We start from the raw sequence: 12,214 nt of genomic DNA on the forward strand, positions 1-12,214 counted from the left end.
GTCGGGCATGACGGCGGCCGCGTCGGCACCGCCTTTCCACTTGCTGACCGACATAGGAGACTTACCGTGACATCGGCTGTGACCATTCCCAAGCACGAAGGAACTGGTGGGCGTACGGCCGTTGCCGCGCGGGCACGGCAGGTCGTGAAGGCGTACGGGTCCGGTGAGACCCGCGTGGTCGCCCTGGACCACGTCGACGTGGACATCGCCCGCGGCCGGTTNNTCCGGCAAGTCCACGCTGATGCACTGCCTGGCCGGGCTCGACACCGTCACCAGCGGGCAGATCTACCTGGACGAGACCGAGATCACCGGGCTGAAGGACAAGAAGCTCACGCGGCTGCGCCGGGACCGGATCGGGTTCATCTTCCAGGCGTTCAACCTGCTGCCGACGCTCAACGCCATCGAGAACATCACGCTTCCCATGGACATCGCCGGCCGCAAGCCGGACCAGCCGTGGCTGGACCGGGTGGTGGAGACCGTGGGGCTCGCCGAGCGGCTGAAGCACCGGCCCACCCAGCTCTCCGGCGGGCAGCAGCAGCGGGTGGCGGTGGCGCGGGCGCTGGCGGCCCGGCCGGAGATCATCTTCGGTGACGAGCCGACCGGAAACCTCGACTCGCGCGCGGGCGCCGAGGTCCTCGGCTTCCTGCGCCGCTCGGTCGACGACCTGGGCCAGACCATCGTGATGGTCACCCACGACCCGGTCGCCGCCTCCTACGCGGACCGGGTGCTGTACCTCGCCGACGGCCGCATCGTCGACGAGATGCACCAGCCGACGGCCGAGCAGGTCCTGGACCGCATGAAGGACTTCGACGCGCGGGGGCGTACGTCATGACCGTCCTGAAGACCTCGATGCGCAACTTCCTCGCGCACAAGGGGCGGATGGCGCTGTCGGCGGTGGCGGTGCTGCTGTCGGTGGCGTTCGTGTCCGGGACGCTCGTGTTCACGGACACGATGTCCACGACGTTCGACAAGCTGTTCGCGGCCACGGCGTCGGACGTCACGGTCAGCGCCAAGGACGCCTCCGACGGCGGCGAGACGACCTCCGACAACGGCAAGCCGCCGGTCATACCGGCCTCCGTGCTCGCCGATGTGCGGGACGTGGACGGGGTGAAGTCGGCGGAGGGGGCGCTGCACTCCACCTCGCTGACCGTCGTCGACGGCGACAAGGAGAGCCTCTCGCCCACCAGCGGTGGCCCGACCATCGTCGGCAACTGGACCGCCAACGACGCCCGCACCATGAAGATCACCTCTGGGGCGGCACCCGAGGGCCCCGACCAGATCCTGGTCGACGCCGACACCGCCGACAAGCACGGCCTGGAGCTCGGTGACGAGATCGGCGTGATCAGCGTGGTCGGCACGCACACCGCGAAGATCTCCGGCATCGCCGACTTCACCGTCACCAACCCCGGTGCCGCGATCTTCTTCCTGGACACGAAGACCGCCCAGCAAGCCCTGCTCGGTGAGAGCGATGTCTTCACCAACGTCAACGCCACGGCCGCCGACGGCGTGAGCGACGCGCAGCTGAAGAAGAACGTGGTGGCCGCTCTGGGCGGCGACTACAAGGTGCTGACCGCGAAGGAGAGCACGGAGGCCGGCCAGAAGGACGTCGAGGGCTTCATGAGCGTCTTGAAGTACGCGATGCTCGGCTTCGCCGGGATCGCGTTCCTCGTCGGCATCTTCCTGATCATCAACACGTTCTCCATGCTGGTCGCCCAGCGCACCCGGGAGATCGGCCTGATGCGGGCCATCGGCTCCTCCCGCAAGCAGGTCAACCGCTCGGTGCTGATCGAGGCGCTGCTCCTCGGCGTCGTCGGTTCGGTGCTCGGAGTGGGCGCGGGCGTCGGCCTCGCCGTCGGGCTGATGAAGCTCATGGGCATGGCGGGCATGGAGCTGTCCACGGACGACCTCACGGTCGCCTGGACGACCCCGGCGATCGGACTGCTCCTCGGCGTCGTCGTCACCGTCCTGGCCGCCTACCTGCCCGCGCGGAGGGCCGGGAAGATCTCCCCGATGGCCGCGCTGCGCGACGCGGGCGCCCCCGCGGACGCCCGGGCCGGCTGGATCCGGGGTGGCATCGGCACGTTCCTGACCGCGGTCGGCGCGTTCGCGCTGTACCTCACCTCGGCGGCGGACAAGGCCGCGGAGGGCTCGATGTGGCTGGGCCTGGGCGTGGTGCTGTCGCTGATCGGGTTCGTGCTCATCGGCCCGCTGCTCGCCGGCGGTGTGGTCCGGGTCCTGGGCGTCGTCGTGCTGCGGGTCTTCGGTCCCGTGGGGCGGATGGCCGAGCGCAACGCGCTGCGCAATCCGCGCCGCACCGGTGCCACGGGCGCCGCGCTGATGATCGGGCTGGCCCTGGTGGCGTGCCTGTCGGTGGTCGGCTCGTCCATGGTGGCCTCGGCGACCGACGAGCTGGACAAGACCGTCGGCACGGACTTCATCATTCAGAACGATGCGGGTCAGCTGATCACCCCGCAGGCCGTGACGGCCGTGAAGGACACCCCGCAGGTGGAGCGGGTCACCGAGTACAAGTGGACCGAGGCCGACTTCACCACGCCCGACGGCAAGACGCTCAAGAACACGGCGATCACGGCGGCCGACCCGACGTACGCCACCGACCTGCGGGTCGAGACGGTGGAGGGGCAGCTCGCGGACGCCTACCGGCCCGACTCGATGTCCGTCCACGAGAAGTTCGCCGAAGACCACGGCATCAGCCTCGGATCGAAGATCGACGTCGCGTTCAAGGACGGGTCGACCGCCGGCCTGACCGTCCGGGCGATCACCAGCAGCGACGCCGTGGTCGACGCGGGTGCGATGTACACGTCGATCGACACCATGGCCAAGTACGTACCGGCCGACAAGATGCCGCTGGACATGCTGCTCTTCGTCTCGGCGAAGGACGGCCGGCAGGACGCCGCGTACACGGCGCTGAAGGACTCGCTGCACGACTATCCGCAGTACACCGTGCGCGACCAGACCGACTACAAGGAAGCGCTCAAGGACCAGATCGGCCAGCTGCTGAACATGATCTACGGCCTGCTGGCCCTGGCGATCGTCGTCGCGATCCTGGGTGTGGTGAACACCCTGGCCCTGTCGGTGGTCGAGCGGACGAGGGAGATCGGCCTGATGCGGGCCATCGGCCTCTCGCGCCGCCAGCTGCGCCGCATGATCCGCCTGGAGTCGGTCGTCATCGCCCTCTTCGGTGCCCTGCTGGGCCTGGGGCTCGGCATGGGCTGGGGCGCCACCGCCCAGCAGCTCCTCGCGCTGGAGGGCCTGAAGGTCCTCGAGATCCCGTGGCCGACGATCATCGGTGTGTTCATCGGCTCGGCGTTCGTGGGGCTGTTCGCGGCACTGGTCCCGGCGTTCCGGGCGGGCCGGATGAACGTCCTGAACGCGATCGCCACGGAGTAACCGCGGCCACCGCACACGGGGGGTGCGGAGGAACGCCCGGTGTCGGGAAGCCCGGGAGGGCCACCGGCGCCGGGCGGCTTCGTGCGTGCGGGTGCCTTCAGGGCACCGGCCGGGCCGGACCGTGTGCAGGGCACGCCTCATGCGCGAGGGCCGCCCCGTCCGTGCCGGCGGGAAAGTAGGCGGGGTTGAACATCTCCCGTACGAAGACCAGCGGCCCGCCCGCGTGACACATCAGGTACGTCTTGGACGCGCAGGTCCGGTCCGGGGCCTCGGGCCAGGCGACGCGGCCGACATGGAGCAGGCGCCGCTCCAGTCGGCGGCCCCGGCCGGCCAGCGCGTACCCCAGGGGCTGCGGGGCCGGCATCACCGCGTCCACGTCGGCGTCGCGGCCGGCCGCGGCGACCACGACGTTGGCGGAGACGGGCACCCCGGTGGGAGTGACCAGCCGGGTCCGGCGCAGCAGGCACGGCTGGCCCGCCTCGAGACCCAGCGCGGTCCGGGGACCGGGGTCGTCGAGGGCGTGCGCGGACAGCCGGGCGGTGTGGGTGATCCGGACGTGCAGGGGAGCCCTCGTCGCCGCTTCGAGGAGGACGGTCGTCAGGCCGTCGCCCGCCAGGAGCATGCGCGTGCGGGAAGAGGTGAACTCGGCGACGCGCCGGTCGAGTCCGGGCACGGGGCCGGGGGGTGGAGCGCAAGGAGGGACTGTGGTCATCTGATCCGGGGCTTGCTTTCGCTGAATGCGGGAGGACTCGGCACGGAGCGCGGGGGCGGAGCACGGGAGCGCGACGCAGGGCGCGGCGCAGAGACGCGGTACAGAGCAGAGATGCGGTACAGAGGTGCGGCGCAGGGGGCGGGGCGGGCCTACCGGTCGACTCCGTGCGGTTTGTGTCCCCACGCCGTCAGCATCGCGATGAACATCTCCCGGGTCTCGGGCCGGCGCACGTGGGCGACGGCCTCGTCCAGCGTGGCCTGGGCGATCCCGTCGGCCAGCAGGTGGCTCTCGGACTGTTCGAGCGTGTGCGCGACGAAGGTGGCGAACCCCGGGTTCATCCCGATGATCGGATGGTGCGCGAGCAGACCGACCTTGGCCAGTCCCAGGTCCGTGAGGATCTGCGGATACCGGGAGGCGAAGTGGAGGTCGCTGCCGATCACGTTCGCCATCATGCGGAAGTGCCCCGTCATCACCTCGCGGTAGGCGGGATGGTGGTACTGCCGGGGGTGCAGTGAGACACCGTCGGTGAGCACCAGCAGCCCTCCCGGCCGCACCCAGGACAGCATGCGGGGCAGCAGTTCCTCCCGCTGCCGCAGGTGCATCATCAACAGCCTGGCGTGGACGAGGTCGAACTCGCCCGGGAGGAAGTCGGTGTGGTTGATGTCCGCGTGGACGACGTCGAGGTGGGACCGCTTCCGCGCCAGGAACGTGATGTCGCGGTCGACCGCGGTGACCGGCCCGTGGACGGTCCGGCTCAGCCAGGAGCTGACGGTACCGGTCCCCGCTCCGACGTCGAGGCAGCGCCAGCCGGGTCCGACACCGAGGTCGTGCAGGGTTTGGAAGGAGACCGGGTCCAGGGCCCGGGTGAGCCCGTCCAGACGTGTCTGTTCGTTGTCACGTGCCGATGAGAACAGCACGTCGCCGTAACTTTCCGTAGCCACGGTGGTATCAACGATTCACCGGGTGCAGCGACACGGGCGGTTCGGGGAGGGTTGTCCGTCACTGTCCGTTGTCCGAGGCCGTGCTCCGGACACCGCCCGAGTCGTGCTCCGTCCGTCGCCCGCGGTCGTGCTCCGGACACCGCCACCCCGTGCCCGGCCCGCCACCCCGTGCCCGGTCCGCCGCCCGACGGGGCGCGGTGTCCGGGGACGGGGCGTCGTACGCTGGAGACCCCCGGCCCGCGACGCGTGTCGGGCCCGTCGTGTTGCACACCTCCGGATGGAAGCGCCCCGAATGAGCCTGCACGGTCTGTTGGACGCCGTCGTCAAGGACACCGCCCTCGCGGAAGCGATCTCGGCGGCCGCCGACGGCAACCGCATGCACGTCGATCTGGTCGGTCCCTCCGCCGCCCGCCCGTTCGCGGTCGCCGCCCTCGCCCGGGAGACCGGCCGTACGGTGCTGGCGGTGACGGCGACCGGCCGGGAGGCGGAGGACCTGGCGGCGGCCCTGCGCTCCATGCTCCCGCCGGAGGAGGTCGTGGAGTACCCGTCCTGGGAGACGCTGCCGCACGAGCGGCTCAGCCCTCGCAGCGACACCGTGGGACGCCGCCTGGCCGTGTTGCGCCGACTGGCGCACCCCCGCGCGGACGACCCGGAGACGGGCCCGGTGTCGGTCGTCGTCGCGCCCGTGCGTTCCGTGCTCCAGCCGCAGGTCAAGGGCTTGGGCGAGCTGGAGCCGGTCGCGCTGCGGACCGGGTGGAGCGCCGACCTGAACGAGACCGTCGAGGCGCTCGCCGCCGCCGCGTACACGCGCGTGGAGCTGGTCGAGAAGCGCGGCGAGTTCGCCGTGCGCGGCGGCATCCTCGACGTGTTCCCGCCCACCGAGGAACACCCCCTTCGGGTGGAGTTCTGGGGCGACGACGTCGAGGAGATCCGCTACTTCAAGGTCGCCGACCAGCGGTCCCTGGAGGTCGCCGAGCACGGACTGTGGGCCCCGCCCTGCCGGGAGCTGCTGCTCACCGAGGACGTACGGGAGCGCGCGCGGGTGCTGGCCGAGCAGCACCCGGAGCTGGGCGATCTGCTCGGCAGGATCGCCGAGGGGATCGCGGTCGAGGGCATGGAGTCCCTCGCGCCGGTCCTGGTCGACGACATGGAGCTGCTGCTCGACGTCCTGCCCGAGGGCAGCATGGGCGTGGTGTGCGACCCGGAGCGGGTGCGGACCCGCGCGGCGGACCTGGTCGCGACCTCGCACGAGTTCCTGCAGGCGTCCTGGGCGGCCACCGCCCAGGGAGGCGAGGCGCCCATCGACGTCGGCGCGGCCTCCCTGCGGTCCCTCGCGGACGTCCGTGAGCGGGCCCGCGAGCTGGGGATGATGTGGTGGTCGGTGTCGCCGTTCGCCGCCGACGGGACGTTCGCGTCCGACGGCGACGGCGACGGGGCGGGGGACTCGGACACCCTCAAGCTCGGCATGCACGCCCCGGAGAGCTACCGGGGCGACACCGCGCGGGCGCTCGCCGACACCAAGGGCTGGCTCGCCGACGGCTGGCGCACGGTGTTCGTCACCGAGGGCCACGGTCCGGCCGCCCGCACCGTGGAGGTGCTCGGCGGCGAGGGCATCCCGGCCCGCCTGGCCGGGGCCGAGGGGAAGCCGGCGACGGGCGACCTCGGTGAGATCGTCCCGTCCCTCGTGCACGTCGCCTGCGGCTGCATCGACCACGGTTTCGTCGACCCCGTGCTCCGGCTCGCGGTGCTCACCGAGACCGACCTGTCCGGCCAGAAGGCGTCCGGCCGCGAGGGCGCCCGGATGCCGGCCCGGCGCCGCAAGACCATCGACCCGCTCACCCTGGAGGCGGACGACTACATCGTCCACGAGCAGCACGGCGTCGGCCGCTACATCGAGATGGTGCAGCGCACCGTGCAGGGCGCGACCCGCGAGTACCTGGTGGTGGAGTACGCCCCCGCCAAGCGCGGCCAGCCCGGCGACCGCCTCTACATCCCCACCGACCAACTGGAGCAGATCACCAAGTACGTCGGCGGCGAGGCGCCCACCCTGCACCGGCTCGGCGGCGCCGACTGGACCAAGACGAAGGCCCGCGCCAAGAAGGCCGTCAAGGAGATCGCCGCCGATCTGATCAAGCTGTACAGCGCGCGCATGGCGGCCCCCGGGCACGCCTTCGGCGGCGACACGCCCTGGCAGCGCGAGCTGGAGGACGCCTTCCCGTACGCGGAGACGCCCGACCAGCTCACCACCATCGCCGAGGTCAAGGAGGACATGGAGAAGACGGTTCCCATGGACCGGCTGATCTGCGGCGACGTCGGCTACGGCAAGACGGAGATCGCGGTGCGGGCCGCGTTCAAGGCCGTCCAGGACGGCAAGCAGGTCGCCGTCCTCGTTCCCACGACCCTGCTGGTGCAGCAGCACTTCGGCACGTTCGGCGACCGGTACGCGCAGTTCCCGGTGAACGTGCGGGCGCTGTCCCGTTTCCAGTCCGACACGGAGGCCAAGGCGGTCCTGGAGGGACTGAGGGAGGGCTCGGTGGACGTCGTCATCGGCACCCACCGGCTGTTCTCCTCGGAGACCAGGTTCAAGGACCTGGGCCTGGTCATCGTTGACGAGGAGCAGCGGTTCGGCGTCGAGCACAAGGAGCAGCTGAAGAAGCTGCGCGCCAACGTCGACGTGCTGACCATGTCGGCCACCCCGATCCCGCGCACCCTGGAGATGGCGGTCACCGGCATCCGCGAGATGTCGACGATCACCACGCCGCCGGAGGAGCGCCACCCGGTGCTCACCTTCGTCGGCCCCTACGAGGAGAAGCAGATCGGCGCGGCCGTCCGCCGTGAACTGCTGCGCGAGGGACAGGTCTTCTACATCCACAACCGGGTCGAGTCGATCGACCGCGCGGCGACCCGGCTGCGCGAGATCGTGCCCGAGGCGCGCATCGCGACCGCCCACGGGCAGATGTCGGAGTCGGCGCTGGAGCAGGTCGTCGTCGACTTCTGGGAGAACAAGTTCGACGTGCTGGTGTCGACGACGATCGTCGAGTCCGGCATCGACATCTCCAACGCCAACACCCTGATCGTGGAGCGCGGCGACAACTTCGGCCTGAGCCAGCTGCACCAGCTGCGCGGCCGGGTCGGCCGCGGCCGGGAGCGCGGTTACGCGTACTTCCTGTATCCGCCGGAGAAGCCGCTGACGGAGACCGCGCACGAGCGGCTCGCGACGATCGCCCAGCACACCGAGATGGGCGCGGGCATGTACGTGGCGATGAAGGACCTGGAGATCCGCGGCGCCGGAAACCTGCTCGGCGGCGAGCAGTCGGGCCACATCGCGGGCGTCGGCTTCGACCTGTACGTGCGGATGGTCGGCGAGGCCGTCGCGGACTACCGGCGCCAGCTGGAGACCGGCGAGCTCCAGGAGGAGCCGCCGCTCGAGGTCAAGATCGAGCTGCCCGTCGACGCGCACGTCCCGCACGAGTACGCGCCCGGCGAGCGGCTGCGGCTCCAGGCGTACCGGTCCATCGCCTCCGCCGACAGCGAGGAGGACGTCAAGGCGGTGCGCGAGGAACTCGTCGACCGCTACGGCAAGTTGCCCGAACCGGTGGAGAACCTGCTGCTGGTGGCGGGGCTGCGGATGCTCGCCCGCGCGTGCGGCGTCGGCGAGATCGTCCTGCAGGGCAGCAACATCCGGTTCGCGCCGGTGGAGTTGCGCGAGTCCCAGGAGCTGCGCCTCAAGCGGCTCTACCCCGGCACGGTCATCAAGCCGACCGCGCACCAGGTGCTGGTGCCCCGTCCGAAGACCGCGAAGGTGGGCGGGAAGCCGTTGGTCGGCCGGGAGCTGCTGGCGTGGGTCGGGGAGTTCCTGACGTCGATCCTGGGATCGTGACCCGGCGGGTTCCGCCGTGCCCGGGCCGCCCGGACGCGCGAAACCGCCCACGGGGAGGGGAGTCCGTGGGCGGTTCCCGGATCGGGGTCACGTCGGGTCGTGGTGACGTACGTTCCGGCGGTCCCGTCGTGCGGGCTCCCCGGCCCCTTGCGGGGCCGGGCCGCGCACGACGGATCGTCCGAATTTCCCGGTGTGTTCCGGCGTGTTCCGGTCCGGCGGCCGGGCGGGGCCCCGGAGGCTACGCCTGATCGGGGCGGTCCTGGTCCCGGTCCTGGTCCCGGCTCATGCCGAGCCGTTCCTCGGCCTGCCGCTGCCCGGTGTCGACCTGCTTCTCGTACTTGCCGCCGGTCCTCTCGTTGATCTTCTTCTCCGCGGCGTCGGAGGCCTTCTTCGCCTTGTCCTGTGCCGCGCGGCTGCTCTTGAACTTGTCGAAGATGCCCATCCGGAGCTCCTTCCCGGGTGACTCAGCACCGACCCTACGCGGAACGTGCGTCGAATGCCCCTTTTGCGGTGGTGTGGTCTGGACCTCTCGCTGGCTACCGTGGAGACAGTGAGATCCCGGCCGTTCGGGGACGGGCGCAAGGTGCAGGAAAAGGGGGTGCCGTGAGGCGGTACTCGACAACGTTCCCGGCGGGCGTGCAGCGGGGCGGAGCGGGACGTGCGGGGGCGGCCGGCGGGCGGGTGCGCCGCGAGGGCGCGCCCGGGGTCCTGCGCCGCATCGGCCCCGCGGCCCCGGCGCTGGCCGCCGTGCTGCTCCTCGCCGGCTGCGAGGCCCTCGAGGAGGGTGGTTCTCCCGCCGCGGGCGACGGCACGGCACAGGTCCCGGACGGACGGGTCGCCAGCCCCCTGGAGAACCCGAAGGGCATCGAACCGGGCCTCGCCCCGCTGACCGGGGAGGCGGACCGGACCACCGGACGCGAACTCATCGAGACGGTGAGGACCAAGGGGCGCGGACCGAGGACCGGATACGACCGCGACGAGTTCGGCTATGCCTGGAAGGACACGGCCGACGGCGTCCCCTTCGCGAGGAACGGGTGCGACACGCGGAACGACCTCCTCCAGCGCGACGGGCAGGAGCTGCGGTTCAAGTCCGGTTCCCGCTGCGTGGTCGTGGCCATGACGTTGGCCGACCCGTACACCGGCAAGACCATCGACTGGCGCAAGGAGAAGGCGGCCGAGGTCCAGATAGACCACGTGGTGCCGCTCTCGTACAGCTGGCAGATGGGTTCCTCCCGCTGGTCCGTCGCCAAGCGGGAGCAGTTGGCGAACGACCCCCTCAACCTCATCCCGGTCGACGGCGGCGCCAACTCCTCCAAGAGCGACTCCGGGCCCGCGGCCTGGCTGCCGCCCAGCAAACAGGTCCGGTGCGCGTACGCGGTCCGCTTCGCCCAGGTCGCCGTCAAGTACGAGATGCCGGTGACCACCGCCGACAAGGAGATGATGCTGCGGCAGTGCGGCGGCTGATCGTCGCCTCGTGCGGCCGCGGGGCGACCTGTCCCGCTCCGTCCGTTTCGTGAAACCCCCTGCGCCCGCTGTCCGTTCTCCGCGCGGAGGGGGCGCGGGGGAGGACGAGACGGTCAGGACGGCAACGGTTCGGTACACACCGGGACCGGTTGTCCCTGTCGGCCTATACGCTCGGACTCCCCACCGCGTTCTGCTCCGCGCAGACTCGCGGACCCGCACCACTTGTCCCATCGGCTACACCGGTCCAGGAGCAGTCATGTACGGCCACGGCGCGGCGCCGCCCCACCGCAGCACGGCAACGGTCATCACCCTGCGCGTGCTGATCGCCGCCGCCGGCTTCCTGTCGTGCGGACTGCTGTCCTGCGTGCCGCTGTTCCGGGTCGCGGTGCTGCGCGGGCGCTTCCTCGACTGGCTGATGGCCTGGGTGAGCCTGCCGCTGTCCCTCTTCTTCCTGATGGTGATCGGTTCGCTGCCGGAGGCGGACCCCCGGACCGATGTCGCCCTCTACTGTCTCCTGTCCCTGGGCGCCGGCGCCGCCGCGTACTACCTGACCATGGACATCCGCCACTACCGCCTGCTGCACCGGCACGGGATGCACGGCCCGCAGTCGCCCTACGCCGCGACGATGCACGCGCCGGGCGGCGCCCCCCTGCCGTACGGCTACCCGCAGCCCGCGTCGCCGTACGTGCAGACGGTCGTCCCGCAGCCCGGGGGGCAGCTGCCTCCGACGCCCGTGCCGCACCACGACACGCCGCCCTCCTCCGTCCCCCCGGCGCAGCCGCCGCAGCGCCCCGGGCCGGCCCGTATCGACCAGGTGCGCGCCGAACTCGACGAGCTCAGCGACTACCTGCGCAGAAGCGACGGCGGCCAGGGCCACGGCAACGACCGGGGTGACAGGTGAGCGTGACGGCGAAACGGGTCGTCGCCGGCCGCTACGAACTGTCCACGCTCATCGGGCAGGGCGGCATGGGGCAGGTCTGGACGGCCTACGACAAGCGGCTGGACCGGCGGGTCGCGGTGAAAATCCTGCGCCCGGACAAGGTGGCCGGCCCGGAGGCCGACGAACTGCGCCGCCGTTTCGTGCGCGAGTGCCGGGTGACGGCCCAGGTCGACCACCCGGGCCTGGTCACCGTGCACGACGCGGGCAGCGAGGACGGCGACCTGTTCCTCGTCATGCAGTACGTCGACGGCGCCGACCTCGGCGACCACCTCGCCGAACACTCCCCGTACCCGTGGCAGTGGGCGGTGTCGGTGGCCGCGCAGCTGTGTGCCGCGCTGAGCGCGGTGCACGCCGTGCCGATCGTCCACCGCGACCTCAAGCCGCGCAATGTGATGGTGAAGCAGGACGGCACGGTCACCGTGCTCGACCTGGGTGTCGCCTCCGTGATGGACAGTGACACCACGCGCCTGACGCACACCGGTTCCCCCATCGGCTCACCCGCCTACATGGCCCCCGAGCAGGCGATGGGCGGCGCGGTCGGCCCGTACACGGACCTGTACGCGCTCGGTGTGCTGCTGCACGAACTGCTCAGTGGCGACGTGCCCTTCGCGGGCTCGACGGCGCTCGGTGTGCTGCACCGGCACCTCTACGAGGCGCCGGTGCCGGTGCGCCAGGTCCGCCAGGAGGTCCCCGAGGCGCTGGAGGCACTGGTGCTGCGCCTGCTCGCCAAGGACCCGCAGCACCGCCCCGCCTCCGCCCAGGAGGTCTACGAACACCTGACGCTGCTGCTGCCGTCGAGGGGCACGCCCACCGGGGCGCCCCTCGACCCCACGCGCCCCTTCCTGCGCCCGCACGCCCCCTGGCCGGAC

General features: G+C 71.4%; 8 protein-coding genes and 2 pseudogenes. 7 read left to right on the top strand and 3 right to left on the bottom strand.

Features of this window, described 5'->3' with window-relative positions; genetic code table 11:
• Positions 1 to 66 precede the first annotated feature (66 nt).
• From AOK11_RS45620 to AOK11_RS32145, 3 genes and pseudogenes are all read left to right on the top strand, one after another.
• Positions 67 to 221 (top strand): annotated as a pseudogene (locus AOK11_RS45620) (ABC transporter ATP-binding protein); the annotation flags it as partial.
• Between the two features lie 2 nt (positions 222 to 223).
• Positions 224 to 832: pseudogene (locus tag AOK11_RS32140) on the top strand (ABC transporter ATP-binding protein); the annotation flags it as partial.
• Positions 829 to 3,408: an ABC transporter permease gene (locus AOK11_RS32145; protein ID WP_055597212.1), complete on the top strand. Its 2,580-nt coding sequence runs from the start codon at positions 829 to 831 to the stop codon at positions 3,406 to 3,408. The pseudogene AOK11_RS32140 and the gene AOK11_RS32145, both read left to right, overlap by 4 nt.
• A 97-nt stretch (positions 3,409 to 3,505) precedes the next feature.
• Here the strand turns inward: AOK11_RS32145 and AOK11_RS32150 are convergent, their stop codons facing one another.
• Both AOK11_RS32150 and AOK11_RS32155 read right to left on the bottom strand, forming a co-directional pair.
• On the bottom strand, positions 3,506 to 4,081 hold the full coding sequence (locus AOK11_RS32150) for a hypothetical protein (RefSeq protein WP_055597213.1): 576 nt from the start codon (positions 4,079 to 4,081) through the stop codon (positions 3,506 to 3,508).
• Between the two features lie 188 nt (positions 4,082 to 4,269).
• A complete protein-coding gene (locus tag AOK11_RS32155) occupies positions 4,270 to 5,061 on the bottom strand; it encodes a class I SAM-dependent methyltransferase (protein ID WP_157869491.1) in 792 nt (263 codons plus the stop codon).
• Between the two features lie 292 nt (positions 5,062 to 5,353).
• On the opposite strand from AOK11_RS32155, the gene mfd reads away from it, so the two are divergent.
• Entirely contained in the window at positions 5,354 to 8,941 is a 3,588-nt protein-coding gene (gene mfd / locus AOK11_RS32160) for a transcription-repair coupling factor (protein ID WP_055597215.1), read from the top strand.
• A gap of 238 nt (positions 8,942 to 9,179) precedes the next feature.
• Here the strand turns inward: mfd and AOK11_RS32165 are convergent, their stop codons facing one another.
• Positions 9,180 to 9,383, bottom strand: coding sequence for an antitoxin (locus AOK11_RS32165; RefSeq protein WP_055597216.1), 204 nt, complete (start codon positions 9,381 to 9,383; stop codon positions 9,180 to 9,182).
• Between the two features lie 266 nt (positions 9,384 to 9,649).
• Here AOK11_RS32165 and AOK11_RS32170 point away from each other — a divergent pair, with 266 nt between their 5' ends.
• The 3 genes from AOK11_RS32170 to AOK11_RS32180 form a co-directional block, all read left to right on the top strand.
• Positions 9,650 to 10,405 (top strand): HNH endonuclease family protein, encoded by a 756-nt coding sequence (locus AOK11_RS32170; protein WP_055597218.1) that lies wholly within the window; start codon positions 9,650 to 9,652, stop codon positions 10,403 to 10,405.
• Positions 10,406 to 10,661: 256 nt separating this feature from the next.
• A complete protein-coding gene (locus tag AOK11_RS32175; RefSeq protein WP_055597217.1) occupies positions 10,662 to 11,306 on the top strand; it encodes a hypothetical protein in 645 nt (214 codons plus the stop codon).
• Positions 11,307 to 11,344: 38 nt separating this feature from the next.
• Positions 11,345 to 12,214: serine/threonine-protein kinase (locus AOK11_RS32180; protein ID WP_276204857.1), on the top strand; the 870-nt coding region annotated here is incomplete at its 3' end.

The sequence above is a fragment of the Streptomyces hirsutus genome (genome assembly GCF_001418415.1).
GTDB lineage: Bacteria > Actinomycetota > Actinomycetes > Streptomycetales > Streptomycetaceae > Streptomyces > Streptomyces hirsutus.

What these genes read in the sequence shown, in the direction of transcription:
- AOK11_RS32145 (WP_055597212.1), top strand. Translation starts at nt 829, where the DNA reads ATGACCGTCCTGAAGACCTCGATGCGCAACTTCCTCGCGCACAAGGGG.
- mfd (WP_055597215.1), top strand. Translation starts at nt 5,354, where the DNA reads ATGAGCCTGCACGGTCTGTTGGACGCCGTCGTCAAGGACACCGCCCTC.
- AOK11_RS32165 (WP_055597216.1), bottom strand. Translation starts at nt 9,383, where the DNA reads ATGGGCATCTTCGACAAGTTCAAGAGCAGCCGCGCGGCACAGGACAAG.
- AOK11_RS32175 (WP_055597217.1), top strand. Translation starts at nt 10,662, where the DNA reads ATGTACGGCCACGGCGCGGCGCCGCCCCACCGCAGCACGGCAACGGTC.